Source organism: Bradyrhizobium sp. SUTN9-2, assembly GCF_003122645.1.
In the GTDB taxonomy this organism is placed as follows: Bacteria; Pseudomonadota; Alphaproteobacteria; order Rhizobiales; family Xanthobacteraceae; genus Bradyrhizobium; species Bradyrhizobium yuanmingense.
In genome coordinates, this window is sequence record NZ_LAXE01000001.1 from 5,818,440 (window position 1) to 5,833,811 (window position 15,372).

A 15,372-nucleotide genomic window follows, 5' to 3' on the forward strand; every position below is an offset into this window, starting at 1 on the left:
CACCCGTCTCGCCGCTACGCGGCGAGCCACCCTCTCCCACAAGGGGAGAGGGGAAGAAGAGCTCTCGGTTCACTCGGCTCAGCCAAAAGACCTTCCGCTTACGATTGCAGTGTCGGCGCGACTTCGCGCGCGACGTTGACCAGCGCTGCAATCAGCGGCGTCATGGGATCGCGTTGCGGGATCACCAGGCCGATGCTGTAATTGACCTCGGGGTCGACGATCGGGATCGAGCGGACGGTGTCGGACAGGCCGAGCGTCTCGGCGAGCTTGGCCGGCATCACGCTGGCCCAGCGCCCGGTCTTGACGTGCGTGAACAGCACCAGCAGCGAGTTCGACGTCAGCGTCGGTGTCGCCTCCGCGCCGACCGATCGCAATGCGCGGTCGATGATGCGGCGGTTCTGCATGTCTGGCGTCAAGAGGCACAGCGGCACCTGCCCGACCTCGGTCCAGGTCACCGTCTCGCGATCGCCGAACATCGCGTCCGGCGCGGTGAGCAGGCGATAGCTCTCGTTGTAGAGCGGGATGGTGCGCACCTTGCCGATCGGCTCGTTCTCGATATAGGTCAGCCCCGCATCGACCTCGAGATTTTCCAAGAGCCCCAGCACCTCGGACGAGGTGGTGGACTGGATGCGGAAGCGCACCTCCGGATGCTTGGCACGAAACGGCGTCGTCAGCGCGGCGACCATGCCGAGCACGGTCGGGACCGCCGCGATGCGGATCTCGCCGGAGAGCTGATGCTTCAGCCCGTTGATCTCGTCGCGCATCGCGCGGGCATCGCCCACGATCCGCCGCGCCCAGTCGAGCGCCCGCTCGCCTTCCGGCGTAAATCCCTGAAAGCGCGAGCCGCGTTGGACCAGCATCACGCCGAGAATTTCCTCGAGCTGCTTGAGCCCGGTCGACATCGTCGGTTGCGTCACGCCGCAGGCCTCGGCCGCGCGTCCGAAATGCCGCTCCTTCGCCAGCGCCAGCAATAGTTCAAGCTTGTCGATCAACCGGCCGTCCCCTCGGATTCCATCTCGCATGCAAGCTAGCACGCCGGACCTGCACCAACACGTAAAAACCCGCAGCCGACCCAACTTTCATGACCAATCCGTATCGATCGATTGCGGTTGCAAATCGGTCCGAATCCGCAATCGCAGCTTCTGAGCGATGAGCTCGGTCACCGCGCTGAAGCAGGCGATGACCCTTCCAGCAGCGCCCTGAACACGCGCCGCACCTCGCTCTGGGTCTCCTTCACCCGCGCCTCCAGTGAGGAGAAGTCCGGCGCGTCGCCGGCGCGCGCCATGACGCGCTGCAGGTCGGTGCCGGCGGTATCAGGCTTGAAGCGCTCGCTGACGCAGAGACGCAGGATCTGCGTGAGGTCGTGATAGAGCCGCGCCGCGGCGCGTAGGATCTCCGTCTCCGATTGCGCGAGCACGCCGATCCTGCAGGCATTTTCCAGCACCTGCATGGTGCTGACGTCGAGAATCTCGGGCTTGTCGTGCGCGTGCACGAGCTGGAGATATTGCGCGATGAAGTCGATGTCGACCATGCCGCCGGCGGCATGCTTGAGATCCCAGCAATCGGCCTCGCCCTTCTCCTGCGCAATCGCACGCCGCATGTCGGCGACGTCGTTGGCGGTGATGGCAGGATCGCGGCGGCGGGTCAGGACATCGCGGATGACGCGCTCGATCCGTTCCCGGAATTCGGGCGAAGCCGAGACCACGCGCGCACGCGTCAATGCCATGTGCTCCCAGGTCCAGGCTTCGTTCGCCTGGTAGTCCGCGAACGAGACGAGGCTCGAAGCCACCGGACCTGCGCGTCCCGAGGGCCGCAGCCGCATGTCGATCTCGTAGAGCACGCCGTAATTGGTGCGGGTCGTGAAGGCGCTGATCAGGCGCTGGGTGAAACGGGCGAAATAGTGTGCGCCGTGAAGCGATTTCACCCCGTCGGAGTCCGGATGGTCGCCGTCGAAATCATAGAGCAGGATCAGGTCGAGATCGGACGAGGCCGTCATCTCGCGGCTGCCGAGCCGGCCCATCGCGACGATCGCGGTCTCCTGACCCTTGATGCGGCCGTGCTGGGCGGCGAAGCGATCGGCGACGAGACCGTGCACGGTGTGGACGATTCCCTCCGCGACGTCGGCGAAGGCCGTGCTCGCCTGCTGCGCCGAGACGGTGCCGGAGAGGATGCGTGTGCCGATCAGGAACAGGCTCTCCTGCCCGAACAGGCGCAGGCGATCGAGGAACTCCTCGTATGAGCCGGCGTCCTGCACGGTGGTCGCGAGCCGCCCCGACAATTCCTGCCTGTCGGGCATGGCGCCGAAGAAGCGCGGATCGATCAGGCCATCCATCAGCTGAGGCTGCCGCGCCAGCATGTCGCCGAGCCGCGGCGCGGCTCCCAGCACCAGCGCCACCAGCGCGACGAGATCGCGGTTCTGGCCGAGCAGCGTGATCAGCCGGCCGCCGCGCTGCAGCGCGCCGAGGAAATGATCGAACGAAACGACGGCGCGATCCGGCTCTTCGGCATGGGCAAGGCCGTCGATCAAGGCCGGCACGAACTCGACGAAGGCGCTTCGCGTCGCCTCAACGCGGAAGACGCGATAGTCGCCGGTGATCCAGTCGCGCACCGTCTGCGCGACCGCGGCGGGCTTCTTGAAGCCGAGCGTCGCGAGGTGCTGCAGCAGGCGCGGATCATCGGGGCCCGCACCGTAGTCGAGCGCCGGCAGCCTCGCCGTGCCGGTGGGGTCATCGCCCTCGAACAGTTTTTCGTAATGGCCCTGGACGATCTGGAGCTGGCGCAAGAGGTCGCGCGCAAAGGCCTCCCGAGTCCGATAGCCGAAGAACCACGCAAAGCGCTCGACCGCTTGCTTGTCCTCCGGCAGCGTGTGGGTTTGCTCGTCGGCGATCATCTGCAGGCGATGCTCGACACGGCGCAGGAATTCGTAGGCGGTCGCCAGCTCGTCGCGCGCCGCCACAGTGATCCAGTTGCTGGCGGCGAGCACGTCAAGCGCCCGCAGTGTCGGCCGCACCCGCAATTCCGGATGGCGGCCGCCGGCAATCAATTGCTGGGTCTGCGCGAAGAATTCGATCTCGCGAATGCCGCCGCGTCCGACCTTGACGTTGTGGCCCTCGACCGCAACCTCGCTCTGGCCGCGATAGGTCTGCATCTGCCGCTTCATGTCGTGTACGTCGGCAAGTGCGGCAAAGTCGAGATGCTTGCGCCAGACGAACGGCCCGATCTCGGCGAGCAATGCCTCGCCCGCTTTTGAATCGCCGGCACAGGTCCGCGCCTTGATCATCGCGGCGCGCTCCCAGGTGCGCCCTTCCCGCTCGTAATAGTTCAGCGCGGCGTCCCGCGAGATCGCCACCTGCGTCGAGGACGGGTCGGGCCGCAGCCGCAAATCGACGCGGAAGACGTAACCATCATAGGTGCGCTGCTGCAGGATGCGCGCCATGCCTTGCGTCACGCGGACGAAGAACGGCTGCGGCTCGATATCGGGCGCGAGGGTCGTCGCATCGGGATCGAAGAACACGATGAGATCGATATCGCTGGAATAGTTCAGCTCGCCCGCACCCATCTTGCCCATCGCGAGCACGATCAGCCCGCAGCCCTCTTCGGGTGCCTCGGGATTGGGCGGTGAGAGCTTGCCGCGTGCGGCTTCCTGCCGCAGCAGATATTGCAGTGCCGCCTGCACCGAGGACACCGCGACATCGGTCAGCGCCGCCGTCACCCGCATCACCGGCCAGACACCGCCGATATCGCACAGCGCGATCAGGAGCGCAGCCTCAGCCTTCATGCGGCGGAGCAGCCGCATCACCTCGGCCTCCTCCGAAGCCGCGAGCACCGCGCTGCGCGCCTCCGCGATCAGCGCCGTCAGATGCGCATCCGGATCGCATTCGAGCAGCCGGATCAGGCGCAGGGCATCGGCGCGCACCAGTTCGAACAGATAGGGCGAGAATTCCGCGATCCCGGTCAGGATCTCGCGGACGAAGGGATGACCGAGATGCGTTTCGAGACGGGCCGATTGTACCGGCTCGAGCTCGGCCAGCCAGCTTTCGAAACGGGGTTCGTCGGTTGCGGAAGCGGCAATATGGGGAGCCTCCGCGAAGCGTGCGGCCAGCCTCTCACCATGCTTGTCCGCGTTTCCCGGCGCGGAGTGGTTCATGCCACCTTCTGTGGCACATCCGGTGTTGGCGGAGCAACCCTGTCGCCGGCGCCCGCGCGCGCCGGCAGCACGAGCGTGGCGACGAGGCCGGGATAGGCATCGCCCAAGCGCAATTCGCCGCCGTGCAACGTCGCCACCGCCGAGGCGAGGCTGAGGCCGAGGCCCGAGCCCGGCAGCGTGCGGCTGGCCTCCAGCCGCACGAATCGCTCGATGACGTGCTTGCGGTCGGCTTCGGGGATGCCGGGGCCGCGATCGGTGACGCTGAGCAGCACCTGGTCGCCCTCGCGCCTCGCCTCGATGGTGATTTGCCTCGCGTCCATGCTGACCACGGTTCCCGCCGGCTGTGCCGCGGGCTGGCCGTATTTGATCGCGTTCTCGACAAGATTGGCAAGCGCCTGGCTGATCAGCTCGCGATTGGCATGAACCGGCGTCGGCTCGCACTTGACCTTCAGGGTCATGCCGTCGTCCTCGGCGAGCGGCTCGTAGAGCTCGTGGATGCCCTCCGCGACCTCCGCGGCATCGAAGTCGTCCATGTTGCCGCGCGCCTGTCCGGATTCCGCGCGCGCGATCATCAGAAGCGCATTGAAGGTCCGGATCAGCCCGTCGGACTCCTCGATGGTCCGCTCCAGCGCGGCGCGATAATCCGCCTCGCAGCCCGATTTCGCCAGCGCCTCCTCGGCGCGATTGCGCAGCCGCGTCAGCGGCGTCTTGAGGTCGTGGGCGATGTTGTCGGAAACCTCCTTCAGCCCCGCCATCAGCGCCTCGATCCGCTCCAGCATGGCGTTCAGGTTCTCAGCGAGGCGATCGATCTCGTCGCCGCTGCGCCCCACGGGCAGGCGCTCGCTGAGATCGCCGGTCATGATCCGCTGCGCCGTGCCGGTCATCGCGTCGATGCGCCTCAGCACCCGCCGCGCGACGAAGATGCCGCCGCCGAGGCCGAGCACGACGACGATCAAGACCGAAAACTGCGCCGCCTTGGCGACGATGCCGAACAGGCGCCGCCGCTCTGCGAGGTCGCGGCCGATCAGAAGCCGGAAGCCGTTCTCCAATTCGGTGACGCGAACGAGCGCGCGATGATCGCGGTCATCGCTGTCCTCGATCCGCCGGTAGGCTGTCTCCGACCAGCCGCGCGTCGCCATAACGCCCGGCGCCAGCGAGCCGACATTGCCGGCGATTGCCTGGCCCGTCGGCGTGGTCACGAGATAGAGATTGGCGCCTGGCCGCAGCGCCCGATACTCGATCGTGCGCACGAGACCGACTAGGCCGCGGCGGTCGTAGATCTCGTTGATCTCCGAGGTCTCGGCATTGACGGTCTGCGTGATCTCCTCGGTGATCAGCCGCCGCGTATTCCAGGCGAAATAGGCCAGCAGCGAGGCCGCGAACATCGCGAACAGCAGCAGATAGACCAGCGTCAGCCGGAACGCCGTGGTGCGGACGAGTTTACCGAATGCCGTCACGGATCATGTACCCAGTTTCAACCACGCGCCTGCATCACGAGCATCGACACTCACGTATTTCGCTTTGTTTGCAATAACATAGCCTATAGATTGTCGCACCTGCGCCTAGGTCCCTTGTGGAACGAGCAACGCGAAAGGCATTCGTGACCACACGTGATAGGCGCACGCGGAACGTTAAAGGGGCACTCGATCGGAACCAAGTTAAATCCCCGCAAGCTCGGGCCATGCGGACACCGGACGGAGCCTGCGGGAGCAGTGATCCGCTGTGGGCCTCCCCTTCCGACCACGCTGAGGAACATCAGCCGTTACGGGCGGACGTCCTTGTCGAGGGCATCGCGCCATTGCGGTCAAACCCGCCGGCTTCCCTCACACTTCCAGCCATTGCGCGCGAACGTCGCTGTTTGATTTCAGTTGCTCGGGCGTACCTTCGAAGACCACACGACCGTGCCCCATGACGTAGACGCGGTTGGAGATCTTCATCGCAATCGACAGCTTCTGCTCGACGAGCAAAATTGCGACGCCGGCCTGCGCAATGCGGGCGATGAGATCGCCGACCTGCTGCACGATCAAGGGCGCAAGACCTTCGGTCGGCTCGTCGATCATGATGAGATCGGGGTCGCCCATCAGGGTCCGGCACGTCGTGAGCATCTGCTTCTCGCCGCCTGACAGCACCCCCGCAGGCGTATCTGCCCGCGCGGCAAGATTCGGAAACATGTCGAGCATGTCCTGAAGCTGCCATTTGCCGGGACGCCGCGTATCCTTGATGCCGAGGAGCAGATTCTGGCGGACCGTCAGCCCCGGAAAGATGTCCCGATGCTCCGGCACATAGCCGAGACCGAGGCGCGCGATCCTGTAGCTCGGCAGCCCCGCGATGTCCTTGCCTTTGAAGCGGATCGTGCCTTGCGGCGCAACCTCGCCCATGATCGCCTTGACAGTGGTCGAACGTCCGACGCCGTTGCGGCCGAGCAGGCTGACGACCTCGCCTGCCGCAACGTCGAGATCGACGCCCTGGAGAATGTGGCTCTTGCCGTAATAGGCGTGCAGGTCCCTGACCTCCAGCATCAGTGCGCCTCCTCGCCGAGATAGGCTTCCTTAACTTTCGGGTCCCGCCTGATCTCCTCCGGCGTGCCGGAAGCAATGATGTGGCCGTAGACCAGCACGGAAATGCGGTCGGCCAGGCCGAACACAACGCTCATGTCGTGTTCGACGATGACCAGGGTCTTGCCCTCGGTCAGGCGTCGGATCAGCGACACCGCGCGGTCGGTCTCGGCGTGGCTCATGCCCGCCGTCGGTTCGTCCAGCAGCACGACGGTCGCGCCGCTGGCGATGGTGATGCCGATCTCGAGTTCGCGCTGCTCCGCGTAGGTCAACAAGCCGGCCGGAACATCGCGCCGATGCGTCAGATGGATGTCGTCGAGGATTTGCGCCGTGCGCTCGCGCACCTCCGGCAGGCTATCGACGTTCTTCCAGAAGGCGTAACGGTGCCCCGTCGCCCACAGCACGGCACAGCGGACGTTCTCCCAGACCGACATGCGCGCGAATACGTTGGTGACCTGGAACGACCGCGACAGGCCGCGCCGGTTGATCTCGAACGGCCTGAGGCCGGAGATCACATCGCCGTTCAGTCTCACCTCGCCCGAGGTCGGCTTGATGTGGCCACTGATGAGATTGAACGTCGTCGATTTCCCGGCACCGTTCGGACCGATGATGGCGTGACGCTCACCTTGCGCGACGCTGAGATTGAGATCGCGGATGATGCCGACATTGCCAAAGCGCTTCTCAACGGCGCGGACTTCGATCGCTGCCGTCATGCCAAGTACCCCCGATCGCGCGCGACCGTCGCCGCGCGGTCCCATGCCTCGGCGACGCGCCGCCAGCTCAGGCGCGCGACGAAGAAGCCGCCGATGAGGAGGACCGCCGCGCTCGCCCACGTCAGCGGCGACGCCGGACTGAAGGCAACGCCGAACAGGTTGATCGGATTGCCCTGACCGCTATGCGTGCGCGCGATCGATTCGATCGTCAGGATCACACCGCAAGCCAGTGCCAAGGTCGGCACCGCCGCGATCAGATAGGAAGGGATCACCGTCGGCAGAGTTCCGGCGCGAACCAGCGGCCGGTGCATCATGACCAGCCCGGCGATGCCGCCGGGGGACAGCATCACGATGCCGATGAACATAATGCCGAAATAGAGCTGCCACACGCCGGTGACGCTGGTCAGCCCGAGCTGAAGATAGGTCACGAGGATTGCACCCAGGATGGGTCCGAAGAAGTACGCGACGCCGCCAATGAAGGTCGAGAACAGCACGAGGCCGGATTGGATCGCGCCGAGATAGGCGGCGTTGGCGATCTCGAAGTTGATCGCGGCCAGGCCCCCTGCCACGCCAGCGAAGAAGCCGGCAAAACAGAAGGCGATGTAGCGCACCACGTGCGGATCATAACCGATGAACTGGACGCGCTCGGGGTTGTCCCGCACCGCATTGCTGATTCGCCCCAGCGGGGTCCGCGTCAGCGCATACATCGCGACGGCCGAGATCACCAGCCAGAACGCGATGAGGTAATAGACCTGAAGCTGCGGGCCGAAACTCAAGCCGAAGATCTTCGGCAAAGCCGTGCGGTCGGTCGATATTCCGGACTCGCCGCCGAACACCGAACGCAGGATCAGCGAGGACGACGCCACCAGTTCGGCAATGCCGAGCGAGATCATCGAGAACACGGTACCAGCCCGCTTGGTCATCAGCCAGCCGATGATGATCGCGAAAACGAGGCCGCCGAGTCCACCGAACAGCGGTATGAACGGCAGCGGGATTGGCCAGCCGTGCGAGACCACTGCATTCATCATGTGGCACGCTGCGAAGCCGCCGAGGCCGTAATGCACCGCATGGCCGAACGACAAGAGGCCGGTCTGGCCGAGCAGGATGTTGTAGGACAGCGCGAACACGATCGCGATGCCGATCAGGCTGAAGGACGTCAGCGAGCCGCCGGAGGAGAAGATCAGCGGCAGCACGATCAGCACGGCGACGCCGGCAAGCCATATGCCGTAGAAGCGCAGGCCGTCGCCGGCCGGCTTCCCTGCGAATGTCGATGTCGGCGTCGATGTCGTTTTGGCGTTCATGTCTCGCGCGTCCCCATCAGGCCCATGGGGCGTACGATCAGAATGATCACCAGCAGCAGGTAGGGTACGATCGGCGCCACCTGGGCAATGGTGACGTTCCAGATGTCGGTGAGCACGGACGGCCCTGCCGACGGATCGAGCGGACCGAAGGCGCTCGCCAACGAACCGTTCAGCGCCACCGCGAAGGTCTGTATCAGGCCGATCACCAGCGAGGCGATGAAGGCGCCCGGCAAGGAGCCGAGGCCGCCAAACACGATGACGACGAACAGGATCGGTCCCAGCGCCGCGGCCATGTCGGACTGCGTCACCAGCGCCGGACCGGCGATCACGCCGGCAATTCCCGCCAGCGCGCTGCCGACGCCGAACACCAGCATGAATATGCGTCCGACATTGTGACCGAGATGCCCCACCATATGGGGATGCGTCAGCGCGGCCTGAACGATCAGGCCCACCCTCGTGCGCTTGAGCACCATCAGCAACACGATGAATATCAGGATCGACACAGCCAGCATGAAAATCTTGTAGGCGGGATAATTCGTCGAGAAGATCGTGAAGGCCGGAAAGTCGAGCAGCGCCGGCACGCGGTAATCGACGGGGCTCCTGCCCCACATCATCGCCACGATTTCTTCGATCGCGAACGCAAGACCGAAGGTCAGGAGCAACTCCGCCACATGGCCGTGCTTGTGCGTATTGCGCAGGCCGTAGCGCTCGACCGCCATGCCGATCGCGCCGACCAGCAGCGGAGCCAGCAGCAGGGCCGGCCAGAAGCCAATCCATTTGGTGAGCTGGAAACCGAAGAAGGCGCCGAGCATGTAAAAGCTGGCATGGGCGAAGTTGAGCACGCCCATCATGCTGAAGATGACGGTCAGGCCGCTCGACAGCAGGAACAGCAGCATGCCGAACAGCAGACCGTTCAGCGTCGATATAACGATCAGTTCAAGCACAGTAATCACACCTCTGGCCGGGACAGAAACGGCCCCGGCGAAGTCGGTCCGGATGCGAGCAGCAACCTTCCCGCGAGCCGCTGTCGGCTGCGGGAAGGCAAAGCTATTCCAGGCTTACGGCCGGGTCATCTTGCAAGTTGTGGGAACCATCGTCTTGGATGTGTCGATCTTGGAAACCAGATGCCATCCCCAGCCGGTGCCTTCCTCGTCGAACGGCTCGTCTGCAGCGAGCTTGCCGAAGGAGGAGATGTAGATCGGCTGGAAGAACTGGTGATCGTCCTTGCGCATGACGCCCTCACCGCCATCCAGCACCTCGAACTTGAGATCCTCGAGGGCAGCCGCGACCTTCACCGGGTCGAGCGAGTTGGCCTTCTCGGCCGCGGCCTTGAACATGCGCATCTCGTTGACGGCGCGCGGATACCAAAGCGACATGTTGACCTTGGCACGGAAGGTCTTTTCGAAGTCCATCGCCGGCTGGTGGCCGGAATTGGCAAAGCCCTCGGTGATCTGGAAGACCTGATGGTCGAGACCGGTCTGCTTGATTGCGGTCGGACCACCAGCGCCGCCGGCATAGTAGGTGTACCAATTGACCTTCAGGCCGGCGTCCGCCGCGGCTTTGAGCAGCAGTGCGATGTCCTGGCCCCAGTTGCCGGTCACGACGCTATCGGCGCCCGAAGCCTTGATCTTGGCGATATAAGGCGAGAAGTCGGTGATCTTCAACAGCGGATGCAGTTCGTCACCGACGATTTGGATGTCGGGCCGCTTGGCGCCCAGCATCTTGCGCGCATCCGCACGCACCGACTGGCCGAAGGAGTAGTCCTGGTTGATCAGGTACACCTTCTTGATCGCGGGGACATCCTTCATGTAGCTGGTGAGCGCTTCCATCTTGATGTCGGAGCTCGCATCCCAGCGAAAATGCCAGTAGCTGCACTTTTCGTTGGTCAGGCTCGGATCTACGGCGGCATAGTTGAAGTAGAGCACTTCCTTGCCGGGATTGCGCGTGTTGTTCTTGGTAACGAAGTCGGACAGCGCTGCGGCGACCGACGAGCCGTTGCCTTGCGTGATGAAGCGGGCGCCGGCATCGATGGCCTTCTGCGCCTGCACCAGGCTTTCCTGCGGGTTGGTCTTGTTGTCGAGAGGCAGAATCTCGATCTTGCGGCCCAATATGCCGCCCTTGGCGTTGATCTCGTCAGCCAGATACTGGAACGTCTTCAAGCCGCCTTCACCGATGCTGGCGCCACCGCCGGACAGCGGATCGATGTAGCCGAACTTGATTGTTTCCTGCGCGAATGCCGCTCCTCCGAGCATCGTCAGCGCTGCCGCCGCAGCAATTGCGAGCTTGTGCATCCTGGCCTTCTCCCTTTTGTATGTTCTTGTCCTTGGCGATCGAAGCTGACTCACAACGTCGGTCGCGCCCACTCTTCGCTACTCCAATATTGAATACTGTGTAAAGTTTTGGTGCAAGAAGTAATTGCGGCCTCAACGTGAAGATTGCCGCGCGCCGTCCGGAATATTGAATTCACAGGCAACTTTTGGGATCAAAGCCGCGCTCAATCTGCGGCTGACATCAAGTCCGAACGGGAAAGGATGAAGAGCGCGATCAGGGTCTCAGATTGGTTGCTTTATACCACTCCCCGACGGGGCTTGAGCCCCAAAAGGAACAGCCGCGAAAAATAATCGGCAATCTGCATCGGAGACCAGCTCCGCTCGTCCCTGAACCAGATCGGGTACCAGTGGCCCATTCCAGTCAGAACGCGTTCGGCGAAGTAAGTGTCGACGCTGCGGAAGTATCCCTCGTCGATCCAACACTGGTGGTTTCTCTGGTCCTGCTGGATCGTTGCGAGCACCTGCCTGACATAGTGCTTGCGGTCAACGTCGTTGAGATAGTTGATGTTGTGGTAGGTCGCCTTCGGGCCGCAAGGGGTATCGTGCAGCATCAACAACAGGCGGACTCTCTGGACGACGTAATCGAACGCCCCGAGCCTCAGGTCCTGCAAATATTCTCGAATCCCGATCTCACCGGCCAGACCTCTTCGCAGGCAAGCCAGCAAGAGGCGCTCCTTCTCGCTGAAATGATAATAGATGCCGGCGCGGGTCATGCCTGCCTCCGCCGCGATGCTCTCGAGCGACGTACCGGACGCGCCCCTTCGATTGAAACTGTCCGAAGCAATCGAGAGCATCCTGTCCAGCTTCGCGGCGCGCTTGTTCAATTTCGAGCGGGATTGGAGAAATGGTGCCAGGCTCGGCGCTTCAGGCATGTCCGGTAAGGCAATCTCACGCCGATACACCCCATGCGTGATGATGTCGTCAATGGCATCAATCGCCTGCTGGCGCGAATAATAGTCGCGCTCGGAGAACCAGAACGGAACCCAATCCAGGATGGAGATGAGGGCGACGGCCGTAAGGAGCGGCTCCTCGCAGGCAATCGAGCCGTCGGCAATGCCACGCTTCAGAAAGTCGGCGAGCAGCGCGGCATTCTGCCAGCGCCTGGCATGCACGTCTTTGCTGTAAGACGCAGCCAGTGCATCGATGTCGGAGAACAGGATCATGCGCTGGCCTTCAGGCCGCAGCCGGGCTCTTATGAAGCGCCTGACGATTTCGAGCCCGTCTATCCCGGGTTCGGCCGCCGTCTCGATTTCGTGCCTGTAGATCGCAAGACCGCGCAGGTAGCAGTGAAAGATCAGGTCTTCCTTGTCGCGGAAGTAGTGGTACAGCGCTCCCGGCACCGATCGAACCGATGCTGCGACCTGCTCCATCGTCACATTCGCATAGCTATGGCGGGCAAACAGCTTGGAAGCCGACACGAGGATCTCTTCAGCTCGGTCGGACGGGAAGGCGGCGACTTGCAAGCTTGAATATCCTTCCTGATCGTGGACGGATTCACCCCGGTGAAACGTCCACTACCACACGTCGGATATTCTTGCCATCGGACGAGGCGTTAGGCCAGTATCGCCCGCAACCCTCGGACGGCGGTGCAAATGAAGACGCAGCCGATGATTGCAGGCGCGCCGTAGATCGACGCCGAACGCCCTATCTCATGCCGTCACGGATCATGTATCCGGCGCCGCGGATCGTGTGCAGCAGCGGGCGCTCGAAGCCCTTGTCGATCTTGGAGCGCAGCCGCGAGATGTGCACGTCGATGACGTTGGTCTGCGGATCGAAATGATAGTCCCAGACATTCTCCAGCAGCATGGTCCGCGTCACCACCTGGCCGGCGTGCTTCATGAGGTATTCGAGCAAGCGAAATTCGCGCGGCTGCAGCGTCAGCTCGTCCTTGCCGCGGGCGACGCGATGCGAGAGCCGGTCGAGCTCGAGATCGCCGACGCGATAAAGCGTCTCCTCGGCGGGACCGCCGCGGCGGCGCGACAGCACTTCGACGCGGGCCAGCAGCTCGGCGAAGGAATAGGGCTTCGGCAGATAATCGTCGCCGCCCGCGCGCAGACCCTTGATGCGGTCATCGACCTGCCCGAGCGCGGAGAGAATCAGCACCGGCGTCGTATTGCCCTTGTCGCGCAATGCGCCGATCAGCGACAGCCCGTCGCGCTTGGGCAGCATGCGGTCGACCACCACCACGTCGTATTCGCCGTTCTCTGCCATGGCGAGGCCTTCCTCGCCGTCGGCGGCGTGGTCGGCGATGTGTCCGACTTCGCGAAACGCCTTGGCGAGGTAATCGGCGGATTCACGGTCGTCTTCGATGATGAGGAGGCGCATCGTGCGTTCGGCGGCGGTCAAGGAGGTCAACCTTCTCTAAACATGGCGCGAGCGGCGACCGCATGCAAGCCGAGCAGGAGAGGCTCGAAGCGGGGAAAAAGGCGGGCGGTGAAGCTGGGGGGACCTCACCGCCCTAGGCCTTCCGACGGAGGGGGGCGTAATTCCACCGGAAGGTAGATGAGGGAAGCCAGCGTTGCGCTGCTTCCCCGAAGGGCACCGGCGGCGGGGGCGACTGATGCCGGCGGTACCCTTCATCTCGTGGGCCTCCTGAAGGCCTCAGCCCTTGGCGATGGGCACCGCGACGAAGCGCGACTGGCCGCCGCTCTTCACGCGCATCAGGACGCTGTTCTTGTTGTCGGTCCGCGCCGCATTGATGGCGTCGCGGACTTCGCCGGCGGTTGCCACGCTCTTGCCGCCGACCTCGAGGATCACGTCGCCTTCCTTGAAGCCGCGTTCGGCCGCCGCGCTCTTCGGATCGACCTCGGTGACCACGACGCCTTCCTTGCCGGCACCGGCCACGGAATTGGCCGGCGCAACGGTCATGCCGAGCTTCGGCACGTCGGTGCCCTTGCTGGCGCCCTTGCCGCTGTCCTTGTCGGTGTCGGCCTTGGCCTCGACCGTGTTCGGCAGCTGGCCGAGGGTGAGGTTGACGACCTTGTCCTGGCCCTTGTGCAGCACGTTGAGCTTCACGGACGCGCCGGGCGCCATGCCGCCGATCGTGCGGGCGAGCTCGCGGGCATCCTTGACGGGGTCGCCGTTGACCGCGGTGATCACGTCGCCGGACTCGATACCGGCCTTTGCCGCCGGACCGTTGGCCTGCGGTTCCGCCACCAGCGCGCCTTCGGCCTTCTTCATGCCGAGGCTGTCGGCGATGTCGGAGGTGACGGGCTGGATCTGGACGCCGATCCAGCCGCGGCTGACCGAGCCCTTGTCCTTGAGCTGCGCAACCACGCTCTTGACGGTGTTGGCCGGGATCGAGAACGCGATGCCGACGCTGCCGCCGGAGGGCGAGTAGATCGCGGTGTTGACGCCCATCACCTCGCCGTTGGTGTCGAAGGCCGGACCGCCGGAATTACCCTTGTTCACGGGCGCGTCGATCTGGATGAAATCGTCATACGGGCCGTTGCCGATGTCGCGGCCGCTCGCCGAGACGATGCCCGCGGTCACGGTGCCGCCGAGACCGAAGGGATTGCCGACCGCGAGCACCCAGTCGCCGATCCGCGGTTTGCTGTCGGCGAGCTTGGCGAAGGGGAAGTTCGTGCTGCCTTCGACCTTGATCAGCGCGAGGTCGGTGCGCTGGTCGGTGCCGATCACCTTGGCGGTGTAGGTCTTGCCGTCGTCGGTGGTAACCTCGACCTTGTCGGCGCCATCGACCACGTGGTTGTTGGTCACGGCATAGCCGTCAGCCGAGATGAAAAAGCCGGAGCCCTGCCCCTGCACGACGCGGCCACGGCCGCCCTTCAGGCCGGGGGGCAAACCATCCGGACCACCGAAGCGGCGGAAGAAGCGCTCCATCGGCGAGCCCGGCTGGAACGGCGAGGAGGAATCGTCGCCGTCGTCATTGCTGGCGGTCTTCTCCTTCATGTTGACCTTCACCGAGATCACCGAAGGCTTCACGCGCTCGACCACGTCGGCGAAGCCGACCGGACGCTCGACCTTGCGGACCTCGTTGTTGACCTGCGCATGCGCCGGGCTGGAGAACAGGTCGGCCGGCGAGGTCGACGGGCTGAAGCCATAGACGGCCGCGCCGAGACCGGCGACGACCGAAGCCATCAGCGCGAGCTTGCGCGCGGAAAACACCGACCGGCGCGGCTGCCGGTAGGACGGGAGGTTCGAAAGGTCGATACGATCGTTCATGCGGAAATCTCCAGAGCCCTGAATTCCTGTTGGTGCCGGATGCCGGCACCTTGCGGACCTGAAGATGGGGACTCCCGCCTTACCGCGCGCTGGCGGCGGGGTTAAACTTTCGTAATGATGGTCGGGGCCGATGCGGCAGTTTAG

At 64.2% G+C, this 15,372-nt stretch carries 11 protein-coding genes; all 11 read right to left on the reverse strand.

All coding sequences use genetic code 11. The features are described from left to right. Positions 1-98: 98 nt before the first annotated feature. The 11 genes from XF30_RS26995 to XF30_RS27045 all read right to left on the reverse strand — a co-directional run bounded on the left by XF30_RS26995 (position 99) and on the right by XF30_RS27045 (position 15,228). Positions 99-992 (reverse strand): LysR family transcriptional regulator, encoded by an 894-nt coding sequence (locus XF30_RS26995; RefSeq protein WP_036005748.1) that lies wholly within the window; start codon positions 990-992, stop codon positions 99-101. Between the two features lie 167 nt (positions 993-1,159). Further along, a complete protein-coding gene (locus tag XF30_RS27000) occupies positions 1,160-4,147 on the reverse strand; it encodes a bifunctional [glutamine synthetase] adenylyltransferase/[glutamine synthetase]-adenylyl-L-tyrosine phosphorylase (protein ID WP_109144357.1) in 2,988 nt (995 codons plus the stop codon). Next, positions 4,144-5,604 (reverse strand): sensor histidine kinase, encoded by a 1,461-nt coding sequence (locus XF30_RS27005; protein ID WP_109144358.1) that lies wholly within the window; start codon positions 5,602-5,604, stop codon positions 4,144-4,146. Before XF30_RS27005 ends, XF30_RS27000 begins: the two co-directional genes overlap by 4 nt. Before the next feature lie 366 nt (positions 5,605-5,970). Then, positions 5,971-6,666, reverse strand: coding sequence for an ABC transporter ATP-binding protein (locus XF30_RS27010; protein WP_036005758.1), 696 nt, complete (start codon positions 6,664-6,666; stop codon positions 5,971-5,973). Continuing rightward, positions 6,666-7,415: an ABC transporter ATP-binding protein gene (locus XF30_RS27015; RefSeq protein WP_036005761.1), complete on the reverse strand. Its 750-nt coding sequence runs from the start codon at positions 7,413-7,415 to the stop codon at positions 6,666-6,668. The genes XF30_RS27010 and XF30_RS27015 overlap by 1 nt, the downstream gene beginning before the upstream one ends. Next, positions 7,412-8,716 carry a branched-chain amino acid ABC transporter permease gene (locus tag XF30_RS27020; protein ID WP_109144359.1) on the reverse strand — a complete coding sequence of 435 codons (1,305 nt, stop codon included), beginning with the start codon at positions 8,714-8,716 and terminating at the stop codon, positions 7,412-7,414. The genes XF30_RS27015 and XF30_RS27020 overlap by 4 nt, the downstream gene beginning before the upstream one ends. Then, a complete protein-coding gene (locus XF30_RS27025; protein WP_036005767.1) occupies positions 8,713-9,660 on the reverse strand; it encodes a branched-chain amino acid ABC transporter permease in 948 nt (315 codons plus the stop codon). The genes XF30_RS27020 and XF30_RS27025 overlap by 4 nt, the downstream gene beginning before the upstream one ends. 114 nt (positions 9,661-9,774) lie before the next feature. After that, a complete protein-coding gene (locus XF30_RS27030) occupies positions 9,775-11,007 on the reverse strand; it encodes a branched-chain amino acid ABC transporter substrate-binding protein (RefSeq protein WP_036005770.1) in 1,233 nt (410 codons plus the stop codon). Positions 11,008-11,282: 275 nt separating this feature from the next. Then, entirely contained in the window at positions 11,283-12,509 is a 1,227-nt protein-coding gene (locus XF30_RS27035; RefSeq protein WP_082641338.1) for a TetR/AcrR family transcriptional regulator, read from the reverse strand. Positions 12,510-12,690: 181 nt separating this feature from the next. After that, the gene (locus XF30_RS27040) at positions 12,691-13,371 is read right to left on the reverse strand and encodes a response regulator transcription factor (RefSeq protein WP_109145866.1); all 681 of its coding nucleotides are present in this window, start codon (positions 13,369-13,371) and stop codon (positions 12,691-12,693) included. Positions 13,372-13,647: 276 nt separating this feature from the next. Next, positions 13,648-15,228, reverse strand: a complete 1,581-nt coding sequence (locus tag XF30_RS27045) for a Do family serine endopeptidase (RefSeq protein ID WP_036005773.1) — start codon at positions 15,226-15,228, stop codon at positions 13,648-13,650. Between the last annotated feature and the right edge of the window lie 144 nt (positions 15,229-15,372).